Annotated in this window: 25 protein-coding genes; 5 read left to right on the top strand and 20 right to left on the bottom strand. The window is 69.7% G+C overall.

The genetic code is table 11. The features are described 5' to 3' along the window. Positions 1–11: 11 nt before the first annotated feature. The 11 genes from nuoK to ACFUO4_RS19275 are packed head-to-tail and all read right to left on the bottom strand — an operon-like array spanning position 12 to position 10,902. On the bottom strand, positions 12–311 hold the full coding sequence (gene nuoK / locus ACFUO4_RS19325) for an NADH-quinone oxidoreductase subunit NuoK (RefSeq protein ID WP_003974374.1): 300 nt from the start codon (positions 309–311) through the stop codon (positions 12–14). Further along, positions 308–1,156: an NADH-quinone oxidoreductase subunit J gene (locus ACFUO4_RS19320; RefSeq protein WP_079306602.1), complete on the bottom strand. Its 849-nt coding sequence runs from the start codon at positions 1,154–1,156 to the stop codon at positions 308–310. Before ACFUO4_RS19320 ends, nuoK begins: the two co-directional genes overlap by 4 nt. Beyond that, on the bottom strand, positions 1,153–1,794 hold the full coding sequence (gene nuoI / locus ACFUO4_RS19315; protein WP_079306604.1) for an NADH-quinone oxidoreductase subunit NuoI: 642 nt from the start codon (positions 1,792–1,794) through the stop codon (positions 1,153–1,155). Before nuoI ends, ACFUO4_RS19320 begins: the two co-directional genes overlap by 4 nt. Beyond that, entirely contained in the window at positions 1,787–3,151 is a 1,365-nt protein-coding gene (nuoH, locus tag ACFUO4_RS19310; RefSeq protein ID WP_383486201.1) for an NADH-quinone oxidoreductase subunit NuoH, read from the bottom strand. Before nuoH ends, nuoI begins: the two co-directional genes overlap by 8 nt. Further along, a complete protein-coding gene (locus tag ACFUO4_RS19305; protein ID WP_383486198.1) occupies positions 3,148–5,652 on the bottom strand; it encodes an NADH-quinone oxidoreductase subunit G in 2,505 nt (834 codons plus the stop codon). The genes nuoH and ACFUO4_RS19305 overlap by 4 nt, the downstream gene beginning before the upstream one ends. After that, the gene (nuoF, locus tag ACFUO4_RS19300; protein WP_079306608.1) at positions 5,649–6,998 is read right to left on the bottom strand and encodes an NADH-quinone oxidoreductase subunit NuoF; all 1,350 of its coding nucleotides are present in this window, start codon (positions 6,996–6,998) and stop codon (positions 5,649–5,651) included. Before nuoF ends, ACFUO4_RS19305 begins: the two co-directional genes overlap by 4 nt. Next, positions 6,998–7,915: an NADH-quinone oxidoreductase subunit NuoE gene (gene nuoE / locus ACFUO4_RS19295; RefSeq protein ID WP_383486194.1), complete on the bottom strand. Its 918-nt coding sequence runs from the start codon at positions 7,913–7,915 to the stop codon at positions 6,998–7,000. The genes nuoF and nuoE overlap by 1 nt, the downstream gene beginning before the upstream one ends. Further along, positions 7,912–9,234 carry an NADH-quinone oxidoreductase subunit D gene (locus tag ACFUO4_RS19290; protein WP_383486191.1) on the bottom strand — a complete coding sequence of 441 codons (1,323 nt, stop codon included), beginning with the start codon at positions 9,232–9,234 and terminating at the stop codon, positions 7,912–7,914. Before ACFUO4_RS19290 ends, nuoE begins: the two co-directional genes overlap by 4 nt. Continuing rightward, positions 9,231–9,977 carry an NADH-quinone oxidoreductase subunit C gene (locus ACFUO4_RS19285; RefSeq protein ID WP_079306612.1) on the bottom strand — a complete coding sequence of 249 codons (747 nt, stop codon included), beginning with the start codon at positions 9,975–9,977 and terminating at the stop codon, positions 9,231–9,233. Before ACFUO4_RS19285 ends, ACFUO4_RS19290 begins: the two co-directional genes overlap by 4 nt. Next, positions 9,974–10,528: an NADH-quinone oxidoreductase subunit B family protein gene (locus tag ACFUO4_RS19280; RefSeq protein WP_030494814.1), complete on the bottom strand. Its 555-nt coding sequence runs from the start codon at positions 10,526–10,528 to the stop codon at positions 9,974–9,976. The genes ACFUO4_RS19285 and ACFUO4_RS19280 overlap by 4 nt, the downstream gene beginning before the upstream one ends. Positions 10,529–10,542: 14 nt before the next feature. Then, positions 10,543–10,902: an NADH-quinone oxidoreductase subunit A gene (locus tag ACFUO4_RS19275; RefSeq protein ID WP_007383963.1), complete on the bottom strand. Its 360-nt coding sequence runs from the start codon at positions 10,900–10,902 to the stop codon at positions 10,543–10,545. Between the two features lie 725 nt (positions 10,903–11,627). Here ACFUO4_RS19275 and ACFUO4_RS19270 point away from each other — a divergent pair. Further along, positions 11,628–12,446, top strand: a complete 819-nt coding sequence (locus tag ACFUO4_RS19270) for a C40 family peptidase (RefSeq protein WP_079306614.1) — start codon at positions 11,628–11,630, stop codon at positions 12,444–12,446. A 163-nt stretch (positions 12,447–12,609) separates the two neighbouring features. After that, complete coding sequence (gene def / locus ACFUO4_RS19265; RefSeq protein WP_079306616.1) at positions 12,610–13,233, top strand: peptide deformylase; 624 nt, start codon at positions 12,610–12,612, stop codon at positions 13,231–13,233. Here def and ACFUO4_RS19260 read toward each other — a convergent pair whose 3' ends face one another. Next, positions 13,234–14,535: a geranylgeranyl reductase family protein gene (locus ACFUO4_RS19260; protein WP_079306810.1), complete on the bottom strand. Its 1,302-nt coding sequence runs from the start codon at positions 14,533–14,535 to the stop codon at positions 13,234–13,236. 106 nt (positions 14,536–14,641) lie between these two features. On the opposite strand from ACFUO4_RS19260, the gene ACFUO4_RS19255 reads away from it, so the two are divergent. Continuing rightward, positions 14,642–15,166, top strand: a complete 525-nt coding sequence (locus tag ACFUO4_RS19255; RefSeq protein WP_383486185.1) for a GNAT family N-acetyltransferase — start codon at positions 14,642–14,644, stop codon at positions 15,164–15,166. A 109-nt stretch (positions 15,167–15,275) separates the two neighbouring features. Next, positions 15,276–15,587: a PASTA domain-containing protein gene (locus ACFUO4_RS19250; protein WP_079306618.1), complete on the top strand. Its 312-nt coding sequence runs from the start codon at positions 15,276–15,278 to the stop codon at positions 15,585–15,587. Between the two features lie 20 nt (positions 15,588–15,607). Here ACFUO4_RS19250 and ACFUO4_RS19245 read toward each other — a convergent pair whose 3' ends face one another. The 4 genes from ACFUO4_RS19245 to ACFUO4_RS19230 are packed head-to-tail and all read right to left on the bottom strand — an operon-like array spanning position 15,608 to position 20,053. After that, positions 15,608–16,303 carry a demethylmenaquinone methyltransferase gene (locus ACFUO4_RS19245; protein WP_383486181.1) on the bottom strand — a complete coding sequence of 232 codons (696 nt, stop codon included), beginning with the start codon at positions 16,301–16,303 and terminating at the stop codon, positions 15,608–15,610. A 22-nt stretch (positions 16,304–16,325) separates the two neighbouring features. Beyond that, positions 16,326–17,435, bottom strand: a complete 1,110-nt coding sequence (locus tag ACFUO4_RS19240; protein ID WP_383486178.1) for an acyltransferase — start codon at positions 17,433–17,435, stop codon at positions 16,326–16,328. Position 17,436: 1 nt separating this feature from the next. Then, positions 17,437–19,650: a bifunctional polysaccharide deacetylase/glycosyltransferase family 2 protein gene (locus ACFUO4_RS19235; protein ID WP_383486175.1), complete on the bottom strand. Its 2,214-nt coding sequence runs from the start codon at positions 19,648–19,650 to the stop codon at positions 17,437–17,439. 19 nt (positions 19,651–19,669) lie between these two features. After that, positions 19,670–20,053 (bottom strand): hypothetical protein, encoded by a 384-nt coding sequence (locus ACFUO4_RS19230; protein WP_079306625.1) that lies wholly within the window; start codon positions 20,051–20,053, stop codon positions 19,670–19,672. 174 nt (positions 20,054–20,227) lie between these two features. On the opposite strand from ACFUO4_RS19230, the gene ACFUO4_RS19225 reads away from it, so the two are divergent. After that, the gene (locus tag ACFUO4_RS19225) at positions 20,228–21,232 is read left to right on the top strand and encodes a chitinase (protein ID WP_383486171.1); all 1,005 of its coding nucleotides are present in this window, start codon (positions 20,228–20,230) and stop codon (positions 21,230–21,232) included. Here ACFUO4_RS19225 and ACFUO4_RS19220 read toward each other — a convergent pair. The 4 genes from ACFUO4_RS19220 to ACFUO4_RS19205 all read right to left on the bottom strand — a co-directional run bounded on the left by ACFUO4_RS19220 (position 21,229) and on the right by ACFUO4_RS19205 (position 26,743). After that, entirely contained in the window at positions 21,229–21,675 is a 447-nt protein-coding gene (locus ACFUO4_RS19220) for a hypothetical protein (protein ID WP_079306627.1), read from the bottom strand. The genes ACFUO4_RS19225 and ACFUO4_RS19220 overlap by 4 nt on opposite strands. Beyond that, positions 21,675–22,874: a cyclic dehypoxanthinyl futalosine synthase gene (mqnC, locus tag ACFUO4_RS19215; RefSeq protein ID WP_383486167.1), complete on the bottom strand. Its 1,200-nt coding sequence runs from the start codon at positions 22,872–22,874 to the stop codon at positions 21,675–21,677. Before mqnC ends, ACFUO4_RS19220 begins: the two co-directional genes overlap by 1 nt. 90 nt (positions 22,875–22,964) lie before the next feature. Beyond that, complete coding sequence (locus ACFUO4_RS19210) at positions 22,965–23,708, bottom strand: prepilin peptidase (RefSeq protein WP_383487847.1); 744 nt, start codon at positions 23,706–23,708, stop codon at positions 22,965–22,967. A 56-nt stretch (positions 23,709–23,764) separates the two neighbouring features. After that, positions 23,765–26,743, bottom strand: a complete 2,979-nt coding sequence (locus tag ACFUO4_RS19205; protein WP_383486164.1) for a BTAD domain-containing putative transcriptional regulator — start codon at positions 26,741–26,743, stop codon at positions 23,765–23,767. Positions 26,744–26,914 lie beyond the last annotated feature (171 nt).

Here is a 26,914-nt window from a genome sequence, read left to right as displayed (position 1 = left end):
CTTCCGACCCCTCAGAGCTTCATCAGGCTGGCGTCGTCGACCGAGGCCGAGTGGCGGGAACGGAACAGGGACACGATGATCGCGAGCCCGACGACGACCTCGGCGGCGGCGACGACCATCGTGAAGAACGCGATGATCTGGCCGTCGAGATTGCCGTGCATCCGGGAGAAGGCGACGAACGCGAGGTTGCAGGCGTTGAGCATGAGCTCGATGCACATGAACACGACGATCGCGTTGCGCCTGATCAGTACGCCGGTGGCGCCGATCGTGAACAACAGGGCCGCGAGGTAGAGGTAGTTGACGGGGTTCACTTCGACGCCTCCTCGGCCCGCTTGAAGGTGGCCGGTTCGATCGCGGTGCGCTCCAGGCGTTCCTCGGAGCGCTGCTCCAGCACCTTGAGGTCGTTGAGCGCCTCCTGGGAGACGTCCCGGATCTGGCCGCGTTCACGGAGCGTCTTGCTGACCGTGAGCTCCGACGGGGTGCCGTCGGGCAGCAGGCCCGCGATGTCCACGGCGTTGTGCCGGGCGTAGACGCCGGGGGCCGGCAGCGGCGGTACGTGCTTGCCCGCGCGGACGCGCTCCTCGGCCAGCTCGCGCTGGGTCTTGGCGCGCTCGGTGCGCTCGCGGTGGGTGAGCACCATGGCGCCGACGGCGGCCGTGATCAGCAGTGCGCCGGTGATTTCGAAGGCGAAGACGTACTTGGTGAAGATGTAGGTCGCGAGGCCCTCCACGTTGCCGTTCGCGTTCGCCTGCGCCAGGCCGTTGAACTCCTTGAGGGAGGCGTTGCCGATGCCCGCGATCAGCAGGATGCCGAAGCCGAGCCCGCAGAGAAGGGCCAGCCAGCGCTGGCCCTTGATGGTCTCCTTCAGGGAGTCGGCGGCCGTGACGCCGACGAGCATCACCACGAACAGGAACAGCATCATGATCGCGCCGGTGTAGACGACGATCTGCACGATGCCCAGGAAGTAGGCGCCGTTGGCGAGGTAGAACACCGCCAGGATGATCATGGTCCCGGCGAGCGACAGCGCGCTGTGCACGGCCTTCTTCATGAACACGGTGGCCAGGGCGCCGAGCACGGCGACGGTGCCGAGGACCCAGAACTGGAAGGCCTCTCCGGTGGAGGTGGAGTAGGCGGCGAGCTGCACGGGAGCGGTCATCGGCCGATCACCTTCTCCGACGCCGGCTCGTCAGGACCGAAGGTGGAGGCGGCCTCCTGGACCACCTCGCCCTTGGAGACGGCCACTTGGCGCTCGGTGCCGGGCGCGGCCTCCGTCACCAGCCCTCGGTAGTAGTCCTGCTCGTCGGTCCCCGGGTAGATCGCGTGGGGCGTGTCGACCATGCCGTCTTCCAGACCGGCGAGCAGCTGCTCCTTGGTGTAGATCAGGTTCGCGCGGCTGGAGTCGGCGAGCTCGAACTCGTTGGTCATCGTCAGCGCGCGCGTGGGACACGCCTCGATGCACAGGCCGCACAGGATGCAGCGGGCGTAGTTGATCTGGTAGACGCGGCCGTACCGCTCGCCCGGCGAGTAGCGCTCCTCGTCCGTGTTGTCGGCGCCCTCCACATAGATGGCGTCGGCGGGGCAGGCCCAGGCGCACAGCTCGCAGCCGACGCACTTCTCCAGGCCGTCCGGATGGCGGTTGAGCTGGTGCCGTCCGTGGAAACGGGGAGCGGTGGTCTTCTGCTGCTCCGGGTACTGCTCGGTCAGCCGCTTCTTGAACATGGCCTTGAAGGTCACGCCGAAGCCGGCGACGGGGTTCATGAAACCGGGCTCGGTCTCCTTGGGCTCCTCAGCCATCGGACGCCTCCTTTCCATCCAGAGATCCGTCGTCACTCTGAGTATTCACGCTGCCACTGACAATCAGCTCCCGCTCCTGCCGCGAGCGACGCCTCGGCACCGGCGGCAACTCCTGTCCGGGCAGCGGCGGTACGGGGAATCCGCCGGCCATCGGGTCGAATCCGACGGCCGCCGCGGGCTCCTTCTCGTCCTTGGACTTGCCGCGGAACATGTCGGCGACGAAGGAGAGCAGCAGCAGGACCAGCACACCGCCACCGATGTAGAGGGCGATGTCGGCGAAGTCGTAGTTCTCGTTCCTGAGAGTCCGCACGGTCGCGACGAGCATCAGCCACACCACGGAGACCGGGATCAGAACCTTCCAGCCGAGCTTCATCAGCTGGTCGTAGCGGACGCGGGGGAGCGTGCCGCGCAGCCAGATGAAGAAGAACAGCAGCAGCTGGACCTTGATGACGAACCAGAGGAGCGGCCACCAGCCGTGGTTGGCGCCTTCCCAGAAGGTGCTGACCGGCCAGGGCGCCCGCCAGCCGCCGAGGAAGAGGGTCACGGACACCGCCGAGACCGTCACCATGTTCACGTACTCGGCGAGCATGAACAGCGCGAACTTGATCGACGAGTACTCGGTGTTGAAGCCGCCGACCAGGTCGCCCTCGGACTCCGGCATGTCGAAGGGGGCGCGGTTGGTCTCGCCGACCATGGTGACGATGTAGATGATGAAGGAGACCGGCAGCAGGACGATGTACCAGCGGTCCTGCTGCGCCTCGACGATCGCCGACGTCGACATCGACCCCGAGTAGAGGAAGACGGAGGCGAAGGCGGCGCCCATGGCGATCTCGTACGAGATCATCTGCGCGCAGGAGCGCAGACCGCCGAGGAGCGGGTAGGTCGAGCCGGAACTCCAGCCCGCGAGCACGATGCCGTAGATGCCGACCGAGGCGACCGCGAGGATGTAGAGCATCGCGATCGGCAGGTCGGTGAGCTGCATCGTGGTGCGCTGACCGAAGATCGAGATCTCGTTGCCGGCCGGGCCGAAGGGGATCACCGCGATCGCCATGAAGGCCGGGACGGCCGCGACGATCGGCGCGAGGACGTAGACCACCTTGTCCGCGCGCTTGACGACGACGTCTTCCTTGAGCATCAGCTTCACGCCGTCGGCGAGCGACTGGAGCATGCCCCAGGGGCCGTGCCGGTTGGGGCCGATGCGCAGCTGCATCCAGGCGACGACCTTGCGCTCCCAGACGATGGAGAACAGCACGGTCACCATCAGGAACGCGAAGCAGAAAACGGCCTTGATGACGACGAGCCACCAGGGGTCGGTGCCGAACATCGAGAGGTCTTCTGCGGCGAGGTACGGGCTCATGCCTCCACCTCCTGGGGGGCTTCGGCTGCGGGCGTCGCCGGGCCGATGCGGACGAGGGAGCCGGGCAGCACACCGGCGTCGGAGGCGACGCCCCCACCCACGGAGTTCAGCGGCAGCCAGACCACGCGGTCGGGCATCTCGGTGACCTGGAGCGGGAGTTCGACGATCCCGGAGGAGCCGGTCACGGCCAGGACGTCGCCGTCCTTGACTCCCGCCTCCAGGGCGGTCGCGGCGGACACGCGCGCGTGGGCCGCGTGCCGGGTCCCGGCGAGTGCCTCGTCGCCCTCCTGGAGGAGGCCCTGGTCGAGCAGCAGCCGGTGTCCGGCGAGGACGGCCTCTCCGGCGGCGGGCCGCGGCAACTGGGCGCCGGTCTCCAGCGGTTCGGTGGCCCGCGGGCCGTCCCAGGGGCCGAGCCGGTCGATCTCGCCGCGCACGGTCCGCAGGTCCGGCAGACCCAGGTGTACGTCCATGGCGTCGGCCAGCATCTGCAGCACGCGCGCGTCGGTCGGCGCGAGGCGGCGGGTCATCTGGTCGGGCTTGAGCGCGGCCTCGAAGAAGCGCACCCTGCCTTCCCAGTTGAGGAAGGTGCCGGCCTTCTCGGCGACCGCGGCGACGGGCAGGACGACATCAGCGAGCTCGGTGACCTCGCTGGGCCGCAGCTCCAGCGACACCAGGAAGCCGACCTCGCCGAGCGCTTCACGCGCGCGTGCCGGGTCGGGCAGGTCGGCGACCTCGACGCCGGCGACGACCAGCGCCTGGAGTTCGCCGGTGGCGGCGGCCTCGATGATCTGCGTGGTGTCCCGGCCGTAGCGGTGCGGGAGTTCGGCGACGCCCCAGACGGCGGCGACCTCCTCACGCGCGCGCGGGTCGGTGGCCGGACGGCCGCCCGGCAGCAGTGTCGGCAGCGCACCGGCCTCGACAGCACCGCGCTCCCCCGCCCTGCGCGGGATCCACACCAGCTGGGCGCCGGTCGCGGACGCGGCCCGTACGGCGGCGGTCAGTCCGCCCGCCACGGCGGCCAGCCGCTCGCCCACGACGATGACCGCGCCCTCGGCCCGCAGCGCCTCGGCGGCCTGCGCGCCGCCCTCCTCCAGGCCGACGCCGCTCGCGAGCGCGTCCAGCCACTCGGTCTCGGTGCCGGGAGCGGCGGGGAGCAGCGTGCCGCCGGCTTTCTCCAGGCCGCGCGTGGCGTAGGTGGCCAGCGAGAAGACCTTCTGTCCGTGCTTGCGCCAGGCCTTGCGCAGCCGCAGGAAGACGCCGGGCGCCTCCTCCTCGGCCTCGAACCCGACCAGCAGGACCGCGGGCGCCTTCTCCAGCGCGGTGTACGTGACGCCCGTACCGTCGAGGTCCCGGCCGTGGCCGGCGATCCGGGCGGCCAGGAAGTCGGCCTCCTCGCCGCTGTGCACGCGCGCGCGGAAGTCGATGTCGTTGGTGTCGAGCGCCACGCGCGTGAACTTGCTGTACGCGTAGGCGTCCTCGATGGTGAGCCGGCCGCCGGTCAGCACCCCGGTCCGGCCGCGCGAGGCGAGCAGCCCCTGCGCGGCGATCTCCAGCGCCTCCGGCCAGGAGGCCGGGACGAGTTCACCCTCGGGATTGCGCACCAGGGGCGTCTGAAGCCGGTCGCGCTGCTGCGCGTACCGGAAAGCGAAGCGCCCCTTGTCGCAGATCCACTCCTCGTTGACCTCCGGGTCGTTGGCGGCCAGCTTGCGCATGACCTTGCCGCGCCGGTGGTCGGTGCGGGTGGCGCAGCCGCCGGAGCAGTGCTCGCACACGCTCGGGGAGGACACCAGGTCGAAGGGGCGGGAGCGGAAGCGGTACGCCGCCGAGGTGAGCGCGCCGACCGGGCAGATCTGGATGGTGTTGCCGGAGAAGTACGACTCGAACGGGTCACCCTCACCGGTACCGACCTGCTGGAGCGCGCCGCGCTCGACCAGCTCGATCATCGGGTCGCCCGCGACCTGGTTGGAGAACCGGGTGCAGCGGGCGCACAGCACGCACCGCTCCCGGTCGAGCAGCACCTGCGTGGAGATCGGCACCGGCTTCTCGTACGTCCGCTTCTTGCCCTCGAAGCGGGACTCGGCCTGCCCGTGGGACATCGCCTGGTTCTGCAGGGGGCACTCGCCGCCCTTGTCGCAGACCGGGCAGTCCAGCGGGTGGTTGATGAGGAGCAGCTCCATCACGCCGTGCTGGGCCTTCTCGGCGGCCGGCGAGGTGAGGTGGGTCTTCACCACCATGCCGTCGGTGCAGGTGATGGTGCAGGACGCCATCGGCTTGCGCTGGCCCTCGACCTCGACGATGCACTGGCGGCAGGCACCGGCCGGGTCGAGCAGGGGGTGGTCGCAGAAGCGCGGGATCTCGATGCCGAGCCGCTCGGCGGCCCGGATGACCAGGGTGCCCTTGGGCACGCTGATCTCGGCGCCGTCGATGGTCAGCGAGACGAGATCTTCCGGCGGGACCGCCGCCTCTCCCCCACCCGAGGGGGAACTGGTGGTCACCGTCATGCGTTCACCTCCGTGCGGGAGTCGGCCCAGACCGTGGACTTGGCCGGGTCGAAGGGGCAGCCGCGGCCCGTGATGTGCTGCTCGTACTCCTCACGGAAGTACTTCAGCGAGGAGAAGATCGGCGAGGCGGCACCGTCGCCGAGGGCGCAGAAGGACTTGCCGTTGATGTTGTCGGCGATGTCGTTCAGCTTGTCGAGGTCGGACATGACGCCCTTGCCGGCCTCGATGTCGCGCAGCAACTGCACCAGCCAGTACGTGCCTTCGCGGCAGGGCGTGCACTTGCCGCAGGACTCGTGGGCGTAGAACTCGGTCCAGCGGGTGACGGCGCGGACGACGCAGGTCGTCTCGTCGAAGCACTGCAGAGCTTTGGTGCCGAGCATGGAACCCGCGGCACCCACTCCTTCGTAATCAAGAGGGACGTCGAGGTGCTCGTCGGTGAACATCGGTGTCGAGGAGCCGCCCGGCGTCCAGAACTTGAGCCGGTGTCCGGGGCGCATGCCGCCGCTCATCTCCAGCAGCTGGCGCAGGGTGATGCCGAGCGGGGCCTCGTACTGGCCGGGGCTGGCGACATGGCCGCTGAGCGAGTAGAGCGTGAAGCCCGGGGACTTCTCGCTTCCCATCGACCGGAACCATTCTTTGCCCCGCTGCAGAATCGCGGGAACCGACGCGATCGATTCGACGTTATTCACCACAGTCGGGCAGGCATAGAGGCCTGCGACCGCAGGAAAGGGGGGACGGAGCCGCGGTTGACCACGGCGGCCTTCGAGCGAGTCGAGGAGTGCGGTCTCCTCACCGCAGATGTACGCGCCCGCGCCCGCGTGCACGGTGATGTCGAGATCGAGCCCGCTGCCCAGGATGTCCTTCCCGAGGTAGCCGGCCGCGTAGGCCTCGCTCACGGCCGAGTGCAACCGCCGCAGCACTGGCACCACTTCACCACGCAGATAGATGAAGGCATGCGACGACCTGATGGCGTAACACGCGATGATCATGCCCTCGATGAGGCTGTGCGGGTTCGCGAAGAGGAGCGGAATGTCCTTGCAGGTTCCGGGCTCCGATTCGTCGGCGTTGACAACTAGATAGTGCGGCTTTCCATCCCCCTGGGGAATGAACTGCCATTTCATTCCCGTGGGGAATCCCGCGCCGCCGCGGCCGCGCAGACCGGAGTCCTTGACGTACGCGATCAGGTCGTCCGGTGACATCGAGAGCGCCTTGCGCAGGCCCTCGTATCCCTCGTGCCTCTTGTAGACGTCCAGCGTCCAGGACCTGTCCTCGTCCCAGAAGGCCGACAGCACGGGTGCGAGCAGCTTCTCGGGGCTGGTGTCTTTCAGCTCGGGTGCCAAGGTCATCACTCCCCCTCCTCGGCGACAGGCCCCGCCGGGTGGGTCGGGTCGGAGGCCGACGTGTCCTGCGGCGCGTCGTGCGAACTCAGGTGCTCGGTCGGCGACGGCTCGTGCACGTCCCGGTCCTGCGGCGCCCTGTCCTGCGGCTCGTCGTACGGACCGGCGTCGGGCGAGCCGGCGTCGTGCGGACCGCCGTCGCGCGGATGGACCACGCGCGCGGGTGCGGCCTCTCCCCTGGCCAGGCGGAGGCCCACCAGCGAAGCGGGGCCTGCCGCGCCGCTTGCCTCGACGGCCCCTGGCCGCTCGTCGGGGAAGCCGGCGAGGATCCGCGCGGTCTCCTTGAAGGTGCACAGCGGCGCCCCGCGCGTCGGCTGTACCGGACGGCCCGCGATCAGGTCGTCGACGAGGCGCTTGGCGCTGCCCGGGGTCTGGTTGTCGAAGAACTCCCAGTTGACCATCACGACCGGCGCGAAGTCGCAGGCCGCGTTGCACTCGATGTGCTCCAGCGTGACCTTGCCGTCCTCGGTGGTCCCGCCGTTGCCGACGCCCAGGTGCTCCTGGAGGGACTCGAAGATCGCGTCGCCGCCCATCACCGCGCAGAGGGTGTTGGTGCAGACGCCGACCTGGTAGTCGCCGCTCGGCCGGCGCCGGTACATGGTGTAGAAGGTGGCGACCGCCGTGACCTCGGCCGTGGTCAGGCCGAGGACGTCCGCGCAGAACTGCATCCCGGTGCGCGTGACATGGCCTTCCTCCGACTGCACGAGGTGCAGCAGCGGAAGGAGCGCGGACCGGGAGTCGGGGTAGCGGGCGATGATCTCGCGCGCGTCCGTCTCCAGCCGGGCTCGGACGTCGTCCGGATAGGCGGGCGCGGGCAGTTCGGGCATGCCCAGGCTGACGCCCCGCTCCGAAGAAGAGGTGGTCACCGGTCGACGCCTCCCATCACGGGGTCGATGGACGCGACGGCGACGATGACGTCGGCGACCTGGCCGCCCTCGCACATCGCCGCCATGGCCTGCAGGTTGGTGAAGGACGGGTCGCGGAAGTGGACCCGGAAGGGGCGGGTGCCGCCGTCGGACACGGCGTGCACCCCGAGTTCACCCTTGGGCGACTCGACGGCCGCGTACGCCTGTCCCGGCGGTACCCGGAAGCCCTCGGTGACCAGCTTGAAGTGGTGGATCAGGGCCTCCATGGAGGTGCCCATGATCTTCTTGATGTGGTCGAGGGAGTTGCCGAGACCGTCGGGGCCGAGCGCGAGCTGGGCGGGCCAGGCGATCTTCTTGTCGGCGACCATGACGGGGCCGGGCTGGAGCCGGTCCAGGCACTGCTCGACGATGTGCAGCGACTGGCGCATCTCTTCCAGGCGGATCAGGAACCGCCCGTAGGAGTCGCAGGTGTCGGCGGTCGGGACCTCGAAGTCGTAGGTCTCGTAGTCGCAGTAGGGCTGCGACTTGCGCAGGTCGTGCGGCAGGCCGGTGGAGCGCAGGATCGGGCCGGTGGCGCCGAGGGCCATGCAGCCGGCCAGATCGAGGTAGCCGACGTCCTGCATGCGGGCCTTGAAGATGGGGTTCCCGGTGGCGAGCTTGTCGTACTCCGGGAGGTTCTTCTTCATCTTCTTCACGAACTCGCGGATGTGGTCCACCGCGCCGGGCGGCAGGTCCTGCGCGAGTCCGCCGGGGCGGATGTACGCGTGGTTCATCCGGAGGCCCGTGATGAGCTCGTAGATGTCGAGAATCATTTCACGATCACGGAATCCGTAGATCATGATCGTGGTGGCGCCGAGCTCCATGCCGCCGGTGGCGATGCACACCAGGTGCGAGGAGAGCCGGTTCAGCTCCATGAGGAGCACCCGGATGATCTTGGCGCGCTCGGTGATCTGATCCTCGATGCCGAGGAGCTTCTCGACGGCGAGACAGTAGGCGGCCTCGTTGAAGAAGGACGTCAGGTAGTCCATGCGCGTCACGAACGTGGTGCCCTGCGTCCACGTGCGGAACTCGAGGTTCTTCTCGATGCCGGTGTGCAGGTAGCCGATGCCGCAGCGGGCCTCGGTGACCGTCTCGCCCTCGATCTCCAGGATCAGGCGCAGCACGCCGTGGGTGGACGGGTGCTGGGGACCCATGTTGACGACGATGCGCTCGTCGTCGGCGCGGGCCGCGGACTGGACGACCTCGTCCCAGTCGCCACCGGTGACCGTGTATACGGTGCCTTCCGTGGTCTCGCGAGGAGAGGCTTGCGAAGTGCTCACGAGTACGACCTCCGCTGGTCCGGAGCCGGGATCTGGGCGCCCTTGTACTCGACGGGGATGCCGCCGAGGGGATAGTCCTTGCGCTGCGGATGGCCCTGCCAGTCGTCCGGCATCATGATCCGCGTCAGGGCCGGGTGACCGTCGAAGACGATCCCGAAGAAGTCGTAGGTCTCGCGCTCGTGCCAGTCGTTGGTCGGGTACACGGAGACCAGGGACGGGATCTTCGGGTCGGCGTCCGGGGCGCTGACCTCCAGGCGGATCAGCCGGTTGTGGGTGATCGAGCGCAGGTGGTAGACGGCGTGCAGCTCGCGGCCCTTGTCGTGCGGGTAGTGGACGCCGCTGACGCCGGTGCAGAGCTCGAAGCGCAGGGCCGGGTCGTCGCGCAGGGTGCGGGCGACGCGCAGCAGATGCTCGCGCTCGATGTGGAAGGTGAGCTCGCCGCGGTCGACGACCGTCTTCTCGATGGCGTTGTCGGGCAGGAGGCCCTGCTCCTCCAGCGCGCCCTCCAGCTCGTCGGCGACCTCGTCGAACCAGCCGCCGTAGGGGCGGCTGGCCGCTCCCGGGAGCCGGATGGAGCGGACCAGGCCGCCGTAGCCGGAGGTGTCGCCGCCGTTGTCGGCGCCGAACATGCCGCGCTGGACACGGATCTCCTCGCCGCCCTCGCCCCGCTGGCCGGGGAGGTTGGAGGAGGCCAGGTCCTTCTCGGGGTTCACGCCGTTCGACGCCCCGTTCGCGTCGCTCATCGCAGCAGCCCCTTCATCTCGATCGTGGGCAGGGCCTTGAGCGCCGCTTCCTCCGCCTCCCGGGCCGCTTCCTCGGCGTTCACGCCGAGCTTGGAGCCCTGGATCTTCTGGTGGAGCTTGAGGATGGCGTCCATGAGCATCTCCGGCCGCGGCGGGCAGCCGGGGAGATAGATGTCGACGGGCACGATGTGGTCGACGCCCTGCACGATCGCGTAGTTGTTGAACATGCCGCCCGAGGAGGCGCAGACCCCCATGGAGATGACCCACTTGGGGTTCGGCATCTGGTCGTAGACCTGCCGCAGCACCGGCGCCATCTTCTGGCTGACCCGGCCGGCGACGATCATGAGGTCGGCCTGGCGGGGTGAGCCGCGGAAGACCTCCATGCCGAAGCGGGCCAGGTCGTAGCGTCCGGCGCCGGTCGTCATCATCTCGATGGCGCAGCAGGCCAGGCCGAAGGTGGCCGGGAAGACGGACGCCTTGCGCACCCAGCCCGCGGCCTGCTCGACGGTGGTCAGCAGGAAACCGCTCGGCAGCTTTTCTTCGAGTCCCATGAGTCAAAGGCCTCTCAGTCCCATTCCAGGCCGCCGCGCCGCCATACGTACGCGTACGCGACGAAGACGGTGAGCACGAAGAGCAGCATCTCCACGAGCCCGAAAACACCCAGGGCGTCGAAGGTGACGGCCCAGGGGTAGAGAAAGACGATCTCGATGTCGAAGACGATGAAGAGCATCGCCGTCAGGTAGTACTTGATGGGGAAGCGCCCGCCGCCGGCCGGCGTGGGGGTCGGCTCGATCCCGCACTCGTAGGCCTCGAGCTTGGCCCGGTTGTACCGCTTCGGACCGATCAGCGTGGCCATGACCACGGAGAAGATCGCAAAGCCTGCCCCGAGGGCTCCCAGTACGAGGATGGGCGCATACGCGTTCACCGCTCCTCGCTCCTCTCAGTCGGCACTGACTGCTGGCGATGGCGTCGGGTTCACTTCCCCCTCACGTGCCCCACGAGCCCCGTTCGTCCCGACGAAGATCGCGAACATGTGAAGCAGGTCACAAGCCCAACTGACCCGCATCTTATGCCCGCCGGTCTGTGATCTGCGACACGGGGTATTGCACAAGCTTTGTGATCTCCACCACCTGACGAAGGATCATGAAGTCGGATGAGCGGTGATCTTCGTACGTGAAGCGTCCGAGCGATCACCAGAGGTGACAATTTGGCTCGTCGGCGCAGTTGAAACGGGGTGCGGAAGCGGCGTCTCAATATCAAGAGACTTCCCGTGCATGCAAATTGGCGCTGGACGTCACCGCTTGATAGTGCGCGGCATTCACACCCGGGAGGGGATCGCGGGGCGCGATGTGGACGCGTGCACGCTTTCACGAGCGGGTGACGGCGAGGGGTGCGCGCGTGACGCAGCCGCTGCCGTAACCGTTGCGTGACCTCCACCACATCGATGAGAGACCTCTGAGAAGCGGGCTTGGCCATCGGTCCCAACCGGTGGTAGGTGCGGGGCAATTCGGGCGTAACGATGAAAGACCGTGATCACGGCCGTGATGGGCCGTGCCCGCAATGTCCGTTACGGCGTCAATAAAGAACGCCACGCCCGGAATTCGAGGGACTGGATGAACAACTGTGGCGCAGGACACGTTTCTTGAAGGTATGGAGGAGCCCCTGATACCGGTTGTTCTCATGTCCCACACCGCTCACATACGCAGCCACCGGAAACCCCGCCGCAGCGCGACGACTTCGCTCGCCGTGCGTGCCGGTGTCGCCGGTGGCGTTCTCAGCATGGCGGCGGCGGGCGCGTCGGCCTCGGCGAGCGCCGCCGAGACGACGCAGACGCTCGAACTGCCCACCCTCACGGCCGACCTGGCCGCGCAGGTCGCCCAGTCCGCGGACGCCACGCAGCAGGCCGCCGCGAACTACGAGCTGCAGGCCGAGCGTGACGCGGCCGCCGCCGCGGCCGCCAAGGAGGCCAAGAAGGACCTCGCCGAGGCGAAGAAGAAGGCGGAAGCCAAGAAGAAGGCCGAGGAGGCCCGCAAGGCCGCCGCCGAGGCCGCCGTCTCGCGTTCCTCGGAGCGGACCACCCTCTCCGCGTCCACGACCGCCTCGGCGCCCGCCAGCGGCTCCGTCGCGACCGTCATCGCCTTCCTCAAGGCCCAGGTGGGTGACGCCTACGTCATGGGCGGCACCGGCCCCAACGCGTGGGACTGCTCCGGCCTGGTCCAGGCCGCGTTCAAGCAGGTCGGCGTCGACCTGCCGCGCGTATCGCAGGACCAGTCGATGGCCGGCACGGATGTCTCGCTGTCCAACCTGCAGGTCGGCGACATCCTCTACTGGGGCGCCAAGGGCTCCGCGTACCACGTGGGCGTCTACATCGGCAACGGCCAGTACCTGGACGCGGCCAACCCGTCCAAGGGCGTTGTCATCCAGGACCTGTCGGGCTACCCGGCGACGGGTGCCGTACGCGTACTCTGACACCACGCGCACACAAAACGCCCACGGGCGTACAGAACGTCGGAAGGGCCGCAGCCGCTCGGGGGCAGCGGCCCCTCCGCTTGCGCCGAAACCGGTCTGGCCCCCGGCCTGCCGGGTGTGATCTGTTGCTGTCGTCCATCCTCAGACGACAGGAGACTCACTCGTGCCCAGCGTTTTCGTACAAGGCAGGCCCGTTGACTCGTATCCGCGCCTCGCGCCCGACGCCCGCCGTGGAAAGGTGCGGCGCATCACGGAGGTCGGCGAGCAGGTCCTGCACAAGCCGTGCCGGGACGTGACCGAGTTCGGGCCGGATCTCGCCGCTCTCATCGACGACATGTTCCTGACGATGTACATCGCGGACGGAGCCGGCCTCGCGGCCAACCAGGTCGGCGTCGATCTGCGGCTGTTCGTCTACGACTGCCCGGACGACGACGGGGTCCGGCACGTCGGGCACATCGTCAACCCGGTGCTCGACGCGGCCCCGGCCGGGCGCAGGCTCCTCGACGACCACGAGGGCTGCCTGTCCGTCCCCGGCGCCGTGATGGACGTACCCCGCCCGGAACGGGCCGTCGTACGCGGGTACGACAAGGACGGCGAGCCGATCACCCTCGAGGGAACGGGATACTTCGCCCGCTGCCTCGCCCATGAGACCGACCACACCGACGGGCACGTCTACCTGGACCGCCTGTCGAAGCGCGAACGCAGGGAGGCGCTGCGGCAGGTGGCGGACCGGCGGGACGAGGTCCTCGCGCGCCGGGCCGCCAACATCGAGGCTCTGAGCGGCTAGTTACGCCTTCGGTGCCACCTTGCTCAGCCCGTTGATGATCCGGTCCATCGCGTCGCCCCCCGTCGGGTCGGTGAGGTTGGCCAGCATCTTCAGGGTGAACTTCATGAGCAGGGGGTGCGTGAGGCCGCGCTGGGTCGCGATCTTCATGACCTTCGGGTTGCCGATGAGCTTCACGAAGGCGCGGCCCAGCGTGTAGTAGCCGCCGTAGGTGTCCTTGAGGACCTGCGGGTAGCGCTGGAGCGCGATCTCACGCTGGGCCGGCGTGGCCCGCGCGTGGGCCTGGACGATGACGTCGGCGGCGATCTGGCCGGACTCCATGGCGTAGGCGATGCCCTCGCCGTTGAAGGGGTTCACCAGGCCGCCGGCGTCGCCGACGAGCAGCAGCCCGCGCGTGTAGTGCGGCTGGCGGTTGAAGGCCATGGGGAGGGCCGCGCCGCGGATCGGGCCGGTCATGTTCTCCGGCGTGTAGCCCCACTCCTCCGGCATCGAGGCGCACCAGGCCTTCAGCACCTCGCGCCAGTCCAGCTCCTTGAAGGAGTCGGAGGTGTTGAGGACGCCGAGGCCCACGTTGGACGTGCCGTCGCCCATGCCGAAGATCCAGCCGTAGCCGGGGAGGAGGCGCGGCTCGGGGCCGCGGCGGTCCCACAGCTCCAGCCAGGACTCCAGGTAGTCGTCCTCGTGGCGCGGCGACTCGAAGTACGTCCGTACGGCGACGCCCATCGGGCGGTCCTCGCGGCGGTGCAGGCCCATCGCCAGGGAGAGGCGGGTGGAGTTGCCGTCGGCGGCGACGACCAGCGGGGCGTGGAAGGTGACCTCCCGCTTCTCGCCGGCCTCGCCGAGCTTGGCGTGGACGCCGGTGATGCGGCCGGTGCGGTCGTCGATGATCGGGGCGCCGACGTTGCAGCGCTCGTACAGCCGGGCGCCCGCCTTCTGGGCCTGCCGGGCGAGCTGCTCGTCGAAGTCGTCGCGCTTGCGGACGAGGCCGTAGTCCGGGAAGGAGGCGAGTTCCGGCCAGTCGAGCTGGAGCCGGACACCGCCGCCGATGATGCGCAGGCCCTTGTTGCGCAGCCAGCCGGCCTCCTCGGAGATGTCGATGCCCATGGCGACGAGCTGCTTGGTGGCGCGGGGGGTGAGGCCGTCGCCGCAGACCTTCTCGCGCGGGAACGCCGTCTTCTCCAGCAGGAGGACGTCGAGACCGGCCTTGGCGAGGTAGTACGCGGTCGTGGAGCCGGCCGGCCCCGCGCCGACGACGATGACGTCGGCGGTGTTCTCGGAAAGGGGCTCGGAGTGGGGCTCGGTCACGGCGGTCACGGCGGGATCTCCCCAAGTTCGAAATCTGCGTGCCGACTAGCACTGGACATGGGCAGTCTATTCAGCACGATTGATCACCCGGCTGAAGGGCTGCCCCGTGAACCGAACTCTCCCCGTAGTACGGCTGCGTGTCCCCACCGACGAGGACGCCGTCGCCTGGCACCGGATCTTCGACGACCCGGACGTCATGGAGTTCCACGGCGGCCGTTCCGCCGAGCTGTACGTGTACGAGGAGCTCACGGCACGGCAGCGCCGGCACGACGCCGAGCTGGGCTTCTGCCTGTGGACCATGCTCGACGAGGACGACCGGGTCATCGGCTTCACCGGGGCCCAGCCGTGGCCGCAGGAGTGGGGGCCGAAGGGCGAGATCGAGATCGGCTGGCGGCTCGGACGGGCGTACTGGGGCAAGGGATACGCCACCGCCGCCGCGCGGGAGACGCTGGAACGGCTCCGGGCGGCGGGCGTGCCGGACGTGGTGGCGATGGTCAGACCGGGCAACGAGCGCTCGGTCGCGGTCGCCCGGCGCCTCGGCATGGAGCTCGCGGAGACCTTCCCGCACCCGCGGCTGGCGGAGGACGCGCTCTGCTTCCGGCTCGACCTTCGCAACGGTCACGCACAGTAACTAACTGTTACAGAACGCCACTTGACGCTTCCGGACGGCACCCCCGGGCGGTTACCCTGCTAGTACCGCTGGGGGTGACATCTTGCGCATAACACCCAAAACACCCGAAGTGCGCGTGCCGCGGCTCGTCGGACTGATGGCCATGGACGCGCGCAGGACGGCCGAGGCGACCGGCCTCTTCCTCAACGCTCCGGACCGGCCCGACTTCCGCCAGACGGTGGTCGAGTACGTCGTACGGCAGTACCCGCAGCCCAATGCCGAGGTGCCCCGGGACTCCGTGATCTACGTGTGGTTCGACTTCGGCGAAGGGGAGGGCGGCGGAGGGGTGCGCGAGCCGCGCATCCCCCGGCCTCCCACGGGCGGCCTCCAGCGCGAGCTGGACGAGCCGGGCGACCCGTACGTGACGGTCAGCTCTGCCTGAAGCCGACCGCCCCACCTGCCTCAGGCCTGCTTGAAGCCCCGGTGCAGGGCCACGACCCCGCCCGTCAGGTTCCGCCACGCCACCTTCGACCAGCCGGCCTTCTGCAGATGCCCGGCGAGTGCGGCCTGGTCGGGCCAGGCGCGGATCGACTCGGCGAGGTAGACGTACGCCTCGGGGTTGGAGGAGACCGCGCGCGCGACCGGCGGGAGGGCGCGCATCAGGTACTCGGTGTAGACCGTGCGGAAAGGCGCCCAGGTCGGGTGCGAGAACTCGCAGATCACCACCCGGCCGCCGGGCTTGGTCACCCGGTACATCTCGCGCAGCCCGGCGTCGAAGTCCTGCACATTGCGCAGCCCGAAGGAGATGGTGACGGCGTCGAAGGTGTCGTCCTTGAACGGCAGCCGCGTCGCGTCGCCGGCCGTGAGCGGCAGCCACGGGTGGTTCCGCTTGCCGACCTTGAGCATGCCCAGCGAGAAGTCGCACGGGACGACGTACGCGCCGGTCCGCGCGAAGGGCAGCGAGGAGGTCGCCGTCCCGGCCGCCAGGTCCAGGATCTTCTGGGCGGGCCGGGCGTCGACCGCCCTCGCGACCTCCTTGCGCCACACCCGGTCCTGCCCGAGCGACAGCACGTCGTTCGTCAGGTCGTACCGTTCCGCCACGTCGTCGAACATCGAGGCGACTTCGTGCGGCTGCTTGTTCAGGGAAGCGCGGGTCACGGGCCCATTCTTGCAGCCGCCCTCAGGGAACAAGCCTCGGCCTCTGCTTCGCCGCCACGTCCTCCACCCATCCGCACGCCACCACGAACCCCGCGATCAGCACCCAGCCGATCCCGAACATGAACCACTGGCTCTCCAGCGGCAGGTACCTCTCGAAGGCCGGGACGTTCCAGAACCGGTCGATCAGCGGTACGGCGAGGATCAGCGCGATCTCGTGCCAGAGGTAGATCGTCACGGCCCGCGCGTTGAAGACCGTGACGACCCTGTCCAGCCGCTTGAAGCGGGTCAGCCACGCGAAGTCGGTCCCGAAGTACGCCTTGGCCCAGAACAGCAGCATCACGAACCCGGCCGACCAGAAGGCCTGCGCGAGCGGGATCTCGTCGAGGTCGTACGTCCCGGCCTCGCCCTGGTGGGCGAAGGCGTACCAGCCGCCGTAGCCGACGGCCGCGAGCGAGAGCGCGACGACGGTCGCGGGCCGCAGCCGCTCCAGCACCCCGTCGCGGTGCGCGAAGCCGAGGATCCAGCAGAAGAGGTACGTCGAGAAGTCCCACAGCCCGTCGCCGAGCCGCCCCTCGGGGCCTGACCACACGAAGGTGAGGACCAGGATCGGGACGAGGGACAGCAGCAGCACCGGCACCCGCGCCGACCGGAAGAGCTTCAGCAGGAGCGGGGACAGCAGCACGAACCACAGGTACGTCCGCAGGTACCAGAGGATCTCCCAGGCCTGGACGCCCCACTTGTCGCCGGGTGGATCGCCGAACGGGACGATCCAGAAGACGATGTCGTAGTGCCTCGGCATCCAGCCGTGGACCAGCATCGCCAGCACCACGAAGAAGCCCCAGAACCAGAACGGCGGCAGCAGGCGCCGCAGCCTGCTTCTCACCACCGTGAGCGCGGGGCGCTCCAGGGACTTCGCCATCAGCGTGCCGGCGAGCCCGAACATGATCCCCATGGAGGGGAAGACCATGCCGCACCAGGCCCACCCGAAGGTGTGATAGGTGACGACACGGATCAGGGCGACGGCGCGGACGGTGTCGAAGTAGCGGTCGCGTACAGGGAGTTGGGGGCGGGCGCCGGTGAGCAGCGGTTGCTCGTCCACCAGCACGGGCCCGCCTCTGCGGTGCGCGCCCATCTCAGCTCACCCCCGCCGGCGTCCCGACCTCGCCGGTCCGCTTCAGCTTCTGCCACCTGAGGCGGCCGCCGGTCAGCGCCGTGATACAGGAGTGGATGAGGACGAGGTACATCATCTGCCGGTAGGCCAGCTGCTGGAGCGGCATCATCAGGAGATAGCGGTACTTCTCCTTGTCCAGCCGGAACGCGTAGGCCGCGCAGACCAGTTGGACGCCCAGCACCGCGAGCCACGCCAGCAGGGCGGCCCGGAAGTCGATGAAGATCATCGAGTACGCGGTGAACACGTCGATGAGCGGCGCGCAGACCGGCGTGACGATCTGGAAGATCACCACCAGCGGCATGCCGACCCGGCCGAAGCGGCCCGAAGGACCCTTGTCGGTCAGGGACTTGCGGTGCTTCCACAGCGCCTGCATGGTGCCGTACGACCAGCGGTAGCGCTGCGACCACAGCTGCTTGAGCGAACCGGGCGCCTCCGTCCACGCCTTGGCGTGCTCCTGGTAGACGACCCGCCAGCCCGCGCGGTGCATGGCGATGGTGATGTCGGTGTCCTCGGCGAGGGTGTCCTCGCTCATGCCGCCGACCTGGAGCACCGCGTCGCGGCGGAACGCGCCGATCGCGCCCGGGATGGTGGGCATGCAGCGCAGCAGGTCGTACATGCGGCGGTCGAGGTTGAAGCCCATCACGTACTCGATGTGCTGCCAGGCGCCGATGACGGTGTCGCGGTTGCCGACCTTGGCGTTGCCCGCGACCGCACCCACCCCGGGGTCGGCGAAGGGCTGCACCAGCTGGTGCACGGCGTCCGGTTCGAAGACGGTGTCGCCGTCCATCATGACGACGATGTCGTGACGGGCATTGCGGACACCGTTGTTGAGGGCGGCGGGCTTGCCCGCGTTCTCCTGGCGGACGACCCGGACGTTCGTCATGCCGAGTGCGGACGCCGCGTCGCGCGCGATCTCCGACGTACCGTCCGTCGAGCCGTCGTCGACCACGATGATCTCGATCGGATGGGTGCTCCGCGCCAGCGATGCCAGGGTGTTGGCGATGCACTCCTTCTCGTTGTACGCCGGGACGATCACGCTCACCGGGCGGGTGACGGTCGGGCCCCAGCCGAAACGGCGTCTGTTGCGCTGTCTGTGGTGGTGGCGGGCGAGGATCAGCATCATCCCGAACCGGCCCATGACGGCGACGCCGACGACCATGAGGCCGGCCGACAGCGCGGGCACCGCCCACTCCGCGACGGCGACGGCGGCGACGAGGGCCTTGCCCTCGTAGAGGGTGGCGCCGGTGGCCTTGCGGTGGGCGGCCTGGAGGTCGTTGGCACCGCCGACCGGCTGCTGCTTTTCCAGCACCCCGCTGATGGTGGTGAAGGTGTACCCCTTCGCCTTCATCTTCTCGATGTACTTCGGGAGCGCCTCGATGGTCTGCGACCGCTCGCCACCGGCGTCGTGGAAGAGGACGGACGCACCCTTGCCCTTGGACGGAGTCGCCCACCGCACGATCTTCGCGACGCCCGGCTTCTTCCAGTCGTCGCTGTCGGTGTCGACGAAGACGCTGGTGTAACCGTCCTGGCCGAGCTTCTGGTAGACGGGCCAGCTGTAGTTGTCGATGGCGTCCGTCTCCGAGGAGTACGGCGCCCGGAACAGCGTGGTGGTGATGCCGGCCGCGCCCGCCAGCGCCAACTGGGTCTGCTGCATCTCGCGGTCGACGCGGGCGTCGCTCTGGTAGGAGAGGTCGACGTGGGTGAAGGTGTGGATGCCCACCTCGTTGCCTTGCTCGACCATGTCCTGCACGATGCCGGGGTAGCGCGACACCATCGAGCCGACCACGAAGAACGTGGCGGGGACGTCGTACTTCTCCAGGATCTCCAACACCTGCGGGGTGTAGGTGGGGTTGGGGCCGTCGTCGAAGGTCAGGGCGATGGTCTTGTCCGGGACGGAGACGGTCGTGGCCTGTCCGCCGCGGAAACTGAGGATCGGCCCGCCGTCGAGGATCGTGTCGGGGACCTTGCTGGAGCCGGCCCCGTCACGGACGCGCTGGTCGCCGCCGACCTCGGCGCGCAGATAGCCGTCCAGCAGCATCACGCTGGTCAGCGCCAGCAGGAGCAGCAGGGCGAGCAGGACGCGCGGTTTCTGCAGGGCCGCGGCCTTGCCCGCGGCGCGGCCTATGCGGGAGGGGGCGCGGCGCCGGCCCCGGCGGGATGTCGTGGTCGTCGTCATCACGGTGCCTGCGCTCCGGTCAGCCGGCGTTCGCGGACGCGGACGGCGTGGGGACGCCCGAGGGCAGCGCGGGCGGGCTGCCGCTGGGCTGGACGACGTCACCGGCGCCGCCCTGCGGGCGGGCGTCCGGGCCGGTGCCGCTCTGGCCGGCGGGGCCGCCCTGGCCGCCGCCGAAGGGCAGCAGCGAGGACGGGCTCGACGTGCCGATTCCCAGGAACGCCAGGCCCAGGACGACGGCGTACCCGAGACACAGCACGCCGACGAGGACGCCGATCCGGCGCAGCAGCTTCGAACGGCGTCCGGAGGTGTCGACGAACACGGGTCCCTCGCCGTCGGACCCGTTGCCGCGTTTGCGGCGGCGACGACACGGGGCGTGGTTTTCGATGGCAGGCTCGGAATGCATTCCCCGGATGTTAGGGACGCTTTATGTGCCGAAAACTCGCCTTCTCGTGTGAGACGCGTATGAGAAACGCCTTGTCCTGTCTCTTCTCTGAGAGTTTGCAGCTTTCCTCATGAAACTCAGCCGCGTGTGAGACATTTCCCCTTCACGGACATCACGAGAGCGGGTGCATGCACGATGCGGCGTTTCCTGAGGCCGGCGGCGGGGCTCGCTTGCCTGTTCGCCCTGTCCACGGCGGGGTGTTCGGCGGACACCGACGCGGCGGCCGACCCGGCGCCGGCGAAGAGCTCCGCGGCACCCTCGCAGACGTCGTCCGTCACCTCGTACGCCCCCTACGTCAGCGCCACCGAGGCCTCCGACAACGACTCGGCGGGGGCGCCGACGACGTACAACCTGGCCTTCGTGATCTCGGACGGCAGCAGCTGCACCCCGAAGTGGAACGGCACGACGGCGATCGGCAACTCGGCCGCCGTGTCCCGGATCTCGGCGCTCAAGGAGGACGGGGCGAGCGTCCGTGTCTCCTTCGGCGGGGCGTCCGGTCCGGAGCTGGCGGAGGTCTGCGACAGCGCGGAGGAGCTGGCGGAGGCGTACGGCGCCGCCCTCGACGCGGCCGGCTCCACCCAGGCCGACTTCGACATCGAGGGCGACACGCTCGCCGACTCCGCGTCGGTGGAGCTGCGGTCGGAGGCGATCGCGCTGCTCCAGGAGGAGCGCAGCGAGGTGACCGTGGCCTTCACGCTGCCCGTGATGCCGGCGGGGCTCGACGCTGACGCCCTCGCGTTGCTGGAGTCCGCCAACAACAGTGGGGTGCAGGTCTCGACGGTCAATCTCATGACCATGAACTACGCGGAGTCGTACGACGGGGACATGGGCGACTACGCGATCACCGCGGCGAAGGCGGCGCACACGCAGTTGCGGGACGTCTTCGGTACGTCCGCCGCGACCGCGTGGGGTGGCATGGCGCTCACGTCGATGATCGGCACGAATGACGTGGACGGGGAGACGTTCACGCTGTCCGATGCCGCTCAACTGCGGGAGTTCGCGGAGGAGAAGGGGGTGGGGTGGGTGTCGATGTGGGCGACGTTCCGGGACCAGGAGTGCACGGGGGACGAGGATGCGCTGGTCAACTGCAGTGGGGTGGAGCAGAGTTCGGGGGCGTTCGGGGAGGCGTTGGCGGGTTAGCGGCGTCTGTGTACGAGTCGGCCGGAACAGACCGTCGCGATGCACTCGCCGTCCTCGGCGAACACGGCCAGGTCGGCGCGGCCGGTCAGCCGGATCAACGTCCACTGCATCCGCGGCAGCACGACCACGTCGTTCCGCTCGGCCGCCGCCCGGAGTTCGGGCGTATCGGCGTACTCCTCCAGGACCGCCACCGCACCCGACTTCAGCACGGCGTGGATGCGTTCGCGCGGGCTCGGGGCGTCGGGAAGCGGGCCCTCGTGGATACGGGCCGGGCCCAGAACGCCCGGCCACATCCGCACCCGGGCGTCCGGGAACCGCTCGCGCAGTTCGGCCAGCGTGCCCACGGCGGCGACCCGGTTCTGCTCCACCACTACGGCGCCGTCCTTGATGGGCTCACCCGTCCACGTGTGCCGCACCTCGTCGGCGGCATGCAGCGTGCGCACTAGTTGGACGCGAGGATCTTCAGCTCGGGGTGAGCCGTGCCGCCCTCGATCGCGGTCGAGGAGATGTGGGACATCACGCGCGCGTCCACCGGGTCGTTCGCCGGGTCGTCGTGGACGACGAGGTGCTCGTACGTCGTGGAGCGCTGGGCCGGGGTGCGGCCCGCCGTGCGGATCATGTCGATCATTTCCTGGAGGTTGGAGCGGTGCTTGGCACCGGCCGCCGAGACGACGTTCTCCTCCAGCATCACCGAGCCGAGGTCGTCCGCGCCGTAGTGCAGCGTCAGCTGGCCCGCGTCCTGACCGGTGGTGAGCCAGGAGCCCTGGATGTGGGCGATGTTGTCCATGAAGAGCCGGGCGACCGCGATCATCCGCAGGTACTCGAAGATCGTGGCCTGGGTGCGGCCCTTGAGGTGGTTGTTCATCGGCTGGTAGAGGTACGGGATGAAGGCGCGGAAGCCCCCCGTCCGGTCCTGTACGTCACGGATCATCCGCAGGTGCTCGATGCGCTCGGCGTTCGTCTCGCCGGTGCCCATGAGCATGGTGGAGGTGGACTCGACGCCCAGCCGGTGGGCGGTCTCCATGATCTCCAGCCAGCGCTCGCCGGACTCCTTCAGCGGCGCGATGGCCTTGCGCGGCCGCTCGGGCAGCAGCTCCGCACCGGCACCGGCGAAGGAGTCGAGACCGGCGGCGTGGATCCGCTGGATCGCCTCCTCCACACTCACCTTGGAGATGCGGGCCATGTGCTCGACCTCGCTCGCCCCCAGGCTGTGGATGACGAGCTGCGGGAACGCCTCCTTGATCGCGGCGAAGTGCTTCTCGTAGTACTCCACGCCGTAGTCCGGGTGGTGCCCGCCCTGGAACATGATCTGCGTGCCACCGAGCTCGACGGTCTCGGCACAGCGCCGCAGGATGTCGTCCAGGTCGCGCGTCCAGCCGTTCTTCGTGTCCTTCGGCGGCGCGTAGAAGGCGCAGAACTTGCACGCCGTGACGCACACGTTCGTGTAGTTGATGTTCCGCTCGATGATGTACGTCGCGATGTGCTCCGTGCCCGCGTACCGCCGGCGGCGTGCCGCGTCGGCGGCGGCGCCCAGCGCGTGCAGCGGGGCGTCGCGGTAGAGGTCGAGCGCCTCTTCAGGGGTGATCCGCCCACCGGCGGCGGCGCGGTCGAGGACGGACTGAAGGTCGGCCTTCTCGGTCACCGGAGCGTCCCTTTCGTCAAGGGTTGTGGACAGAAGCATCCGTGTGCACGGACCCGGCCAGCCTACGCCAGGCCGTCTTCCGCACCGACGTCAGGCCGCGTACGCCCCGATCAGCACGCCCAGGAACGCCCCCATGATCAGGAACGGGCCGAACGGAATCGCCGTCTTCCGCCCCGCTTTCCGTACGACGATCAGCGCGCCCCCGTACAGCGCCCCCAGCAGGAACCCGGCGAACGTCCCCAGCATGACCGTCGCCCAGCCGTACCAGCCGAGCACCGCCCCTGTCCCGAGCGCCAGCTTCACGTCGCCGAAGCCCATGCCGGCCGGGTTGATGAGGAACAGCACGAAGTAGCCGCCGCCGAGGGCCAGGGAGCCGTAGAGGGCGTGGAGCCAGTCGCCGGTGTGCTCGGGGACGAAGGAGAGCGCGCCGAGCAGGGCGAGCGCGGCCGCGGCGAAGGGCAGGGTCAGGGGGTCGGGCAGCCGCTGCACCTTCAGGTCGACGACCGCGAGCAGCACGCCGACCGGCGCCAGCAGCAGCCAGACGCCGATCTCGGGCCGGGTACCGGTGGCGGCGGCGAGGGCGGCGCAGACGAGCGCGGTGACGAGGGAGAGGAGGGGGGCGGAGGGGCCGTAGGACTGGGGGCAGAGGACGCATCGGCCGCGGCCGAGCCACCCCCGTACCGGATGCCCGCCGTCCGGACAGGCCTCCCGCCACGGCTCCCCCGCGGGTGCCGAGAACCGGTAGGCGGCTCTCGGCAGCAGCGCGCCCGCCGCCGCGCCCCAGAGCGCGGCGGCGATCACGAGGAACGACGTGCTCGTCCCGAACGCGCTCATCCCGAACGTGACCATCCCGAACGTGCTCAGCCCGAACGTGTGCATCCCGAACGTGCTCATCCCACGGCCGCGACGCCATCTCGCCACGTCGGCAGCAGCTCGTCGAGCAGCGCTTCGGTGCGCGGCGGCAGCCCGCGGGCGCCGCTGCGGGAGATGAGGTCCGCGGCGAGGGCCTGGAGACGGGCGGTGTCGCCGGTGGAGTGGGTGGCGCGGAGCAGCTCGTGCCACAGGCGCTCGTCGCCGGGCGCCGAGTTGAGGGCCGCGTTCAGCGCCTCGATGGCCTTCTCCGCGCGGTCCTTGACCAGGTGGAACTCGGAGAGCGCGAGGCCGATGTCCGCGACCAGCAGCGGGAGTTGGGCGTCGATGATCTCGTGGGTGAGCCAGCCGTAGCGCCCCTCGGGCCGGTCGGCCAGGAGCGGACCGCGCACCAGCACGAGCGCGTCGGTGAGCAACCGGCCGCGCACGACCCGGCTGTCGACGCCGCGCCCCTGCGTGGCCTCGTGGTAGAGCGAGCGCAGCACATCGAGGTCGGAGACGACGGACTTGGCGAGGGTGAGCCGCCCGGTCGCGTCGGTGCGGAGCCGCGGGCTGCCGTCGGGGTCGGTGCCGAGCCAGGCGCGCAGCCGGTCGAGCAGGGCCTCGCGGACGTCGTCGGTGACACCGCGCGGCCACAGCGCCGAGGACAGCACGCGCGGGTGGACGCCCTCGCGGTGCAGGAGCAGCAGGGCGAGCGCCTCGTGGAGGAGGGCGCTCCGGTCGCCGTCCGGGGTGTCGAGGCCGATGATCTCGTACGGCCCCACGAGGCGCGCGTAGACGGCCGGCCGGCCCTGCTCGCTGATGTCGACGAGGAACGGCGGCGCGGTGACCGGCCCCTGCGGATCGCGCTCCGGGTCGGACTCGACGAACAGCTCGACGACCGCGCGCTGCAACGGCACGGGCAGCAGCTGGGCTTCCAGTTCGAGGCCGAGCAGCGGGGCGAGCAGCTTGCCCTCGCCGGTGACCTCCATCTCCCAGGCGGCGCCGGGCAGATCGCCGCTCTCGGTGCCCACGAGGTAGCCGATGCCGAGCCGGCTGGCGTCGGCGGCGAGTTCGGCGAGCTTCATCGCGTCGTCGGCGGAGGGCTCGGCGGCGAGGAGGACGAGGTGCGGGGCCCAACGGGTGTGCTGGGCGGGCCCGGTGCGCCCGGTGAGGACGGAGTCGTGCCCGGCGGCACCGAGTGCGCTGCGCCGCTGCCGGGTCTCGGCGTCCATCGTCTCGATCAGATCGTCGATGCTCTCGAGGTGGCGGAGCCGGTTGGGTGCGAGCGGCGTGAGGTCCTCGCCGAAGCCGACGAGGGTGATGGTCATGCGGTCCGACCAGCCGTTCGTCGCGAGTTCGGCGGCGACGGAGGCGAAGACGGCGGCACGGTCGGCCTCGCTGCCGGAGAGGGAGACGAGGCCGGGCACGGACTCCAGGTTCAGCAGCAGCCGGGAGTCGTCCATGGTGCCGAGGCTGACGAGGCCCGGGTACGGGGCGGCGGCGTCGGTGTCCTCGTAGCGCTCGGCGTCGGTGCGGGCGAGCATCCAGAACGTCTGGTCCTGGCCGAGCTGCCAGGGCGCGGGCGGGTTCCCGGACGGCTGGGCGAGCTGCAGATGCAGGTCGCCGTTGCCGCTCAGCCAGGCCGCGTACGCGGTGGGCAGCGGGCGGGACTCGGCACCGAGGGACGCGGCGAGTCCGCGCAGGGAGCGGTCGAGCAGGCGTACGCCTTCGGGGTCGGCGCCCACGAGAAGGGCGTCCTGCGCGTCGGCCGCGTCCCCGGTCGGCGTGGGCGGCTCCATACCGCGCCGCCCGCCGACGGCACCGAACGCCGACTGCCACAGGGCCTGACGGCGACGCCGGCCGAGGGCGCCGAGGAGGCCGGCGGCGAGGAGGGGGGCGCCGATGAGGGCTTGGGGCAGGCCGAAGGAGGATTCCTCGGTGGCGGCGGTGGCGTGCTGCGCAGGCTGGTGCTGGTGGCTGGGCTGCTGGTCGGGGGCGGGGCGCTGTTCGGGGAGGGAGACGTGGGAGGCGCCGCCTCGGTGGCCTCCGCCTTGGGCGTGGTCGCCTTGAGCGTGGTCGCCGGTCTTGCCGTAGTCGTGGATCTGCTGCTGGGCGGCGGAGCCACCGGCGGCCTCCGGCATCTCGACGAGGTCGCCGCCGCGCGCGTCGCCCGGCATCTCCATGATCCAGCCCGGGCGGATGAGGCTGGCCTCGGACAGCTTGGAGCCGTCGGGCTGCACGCGGTCCTTGTTGAGCTCGAAGATCTCCTTGTACCGGCGGCCGTCGCCGAGGTGGCGCTCGGCGATCTCCCAGAGGGAGTCGTGGTGCCGCCCCTCGGGGGGCTGGATCCGATAGAACTTCGTGTCGTCGCTCTTGGCGGTGCTGCCGCCTTGCGCGTCCGCGTGGGCGGCGGCCTGGGAGGCCTGCTCGGCGAGGGCGGCGGCGGTGGAGGCCGCCTGCTCCTGCTGCTGGGCGAAGAGGCCGGGGGTCTGCTGGGCGGCGGCGACGGTACCGCGCTGGTTCCCGTCGAGACTGTGCTGCCCGATCTGCGACAGCCCCGGCGTGAGGCTGGCGGCCGTGGCGCCGACGAGGAGCAGCGCGGCCACGAGCTGCCGGGCGAGGATCTGACTGGGCCCGGCGCCCGGGACGCGTCCCGGTACCCCGACTCCCGAGACGGCGGCCTTTATCTCCACGAGCACACAGGCGGTGAACTGCGCCCAGGCGAGCCAGACGATGACGGTGAGGATGTGGAGGAAGGTGCCGGTGGTGATCGGCTGCTGAAGCCACTCCACCTTCGGCATCCCGCTCGGCAACGGCCACCCGACCGTGATGGCGAGCGCACCCGGGACTCCGACGACCAGGACGGCGAGCGCGACGAACGCGAAGAACGCCTTGACGAAATCCCCGAACGTACGCCGCCGGATCCGCACGGGTTGCGGGGTGCGGTTGCGTGGCGTGGCCGAGGTGGTGGTGCTTCCCGTCGAGCTTGACGAGCTTGAGCTGCGGCGTCGTGGCATGGCGGGTGTCCTGGGTCGTGTGAGGAGGGGGTGGATACGGGTGAGTTACGAGGGAGTACGGAAGTGCACTGAGCGTACAGAGATCTTATGTACGGCGTCGAAGAGCGGGCAGGCCTGTGGATAACCTCGCCCTCTCTCCGCCGGCTCACTTCCTCACGACCTGTCGGAGAG

It is taken from the genome of Streptomyces sp. NPDC057280, from assembly GCF_042668605.1.
Classification (GTDB): Bacteria; Actinomycetota; Actinomycetes; order Streptomycetales; family Streptomycetaceae; genus Streptomyces.
The sequence above is the reverse complement of the archived record's forward strand: the minus strand, read 5'-3'. Positions and strand labels throughout refer to the sequence as shown.

Bases quoted from the DNA above. Each gene is read 5' to 3' on its own strand.
- ACFUO4_RS19320 (WP_079306602.1), bottom strand. From the start codon at position 1,156: ATGACCGCTCCCGTGCAGCTCGCCGCCTACTCCACCTCCACCGGAGAG.
- nuoI (WP_079306604.1), bottom strand. From the start codon at position 1,794: ATGGCTGAGGAGCCCAAGGAGACCGAGCCCGGTTTCATGAACCCCGTC.
- nuoH (WP_383486201.1), bottom strand. From the start codon at position 3,151: ATGAGCCCGTACCTCGCCGCAGAAGACCTCTCGATGTTCGGCACCGAC.
- ACFUO4_RS19305 (WP_383486198.1), bottom strand. From the start codon at position 5,652: ATGACGGTGACCACCAGTTCCCCCTCGGGTGGGGGAGAGGCGGCGGTC.
- nuoF (WP_079306608.1), bottom strand. From the start codon at position 6,998: ATGACCTTGGCACCCGAGCTGAAAGACACCAGCCCCGAGAAGCTGCTC.
- ACFUO4_RS19285 (WP_079306612.1), bottom strand. From the start codon at position 9,977: ATGAGCGACGCGAACGGGGCGTCGAACGGCGTGAACCCCGAGAAGGAC.
- ACFUO4_RS19280 (WP_030494814.1), bottom strand. From the start codon at position 10,528: ATGGGACTCGAAGAAAAGCTGCCGAGCGGTTTCCTGCTGACCACCGTC.
- ACFUO4_RS19270 (WP_079306614.1), top strand. From the start codon at position 11,628: ATGGAGGAGCCCCTGATACCGGTTGTTCTCATGTCCCACACCGCTCAC.
- ACFUO4_RS19240 (WP_383486178.1), bottom strand. From the start codon at position 17,435: ATGGGCGCGCACCGCAGAGGCGGGCCCGTGCTGGTGGACGAGCAACCG.
- ACFUO4_RS19235 (WP_383486175.1), bottom strand. From the start codon at position 19,650: ATGACGACGACCACGACATCCCGCCGGGGCCGGCGCCGCGCCCCCTCC.
- ACFUO4_RS19230 (WP_079306625.1), bottom strand. From the start codon at position 20,053: ATGCATTCCGAGCCTGCCATCGAAAACCACGCCCCGTGTCGTCGCCGC.
- ACFUO4_RS19225 (WP_383486171.1), top strand. From the start codon at position 20,228: ATGCGGCGTTTCCTGAGGCCGGCGGCGGGGCTCGCTTGCCTGTTCGCC.
- ACFUO4_RS19210 (WP_383487847.1), bottom strand. From the start codon at position 23,708: ATGAGCGCGTTCGGGACGAGCACGTCGTTCCTCGTGATCGCCGCCGCG.
- ACFUO4_RS19205 (WP_383486164.1), bottom strand. From the start codon at position 26,743: ATGCCACGACGCCGCAGCTCAAGCTCGTCAAGCTCGACGGGAAGCACC.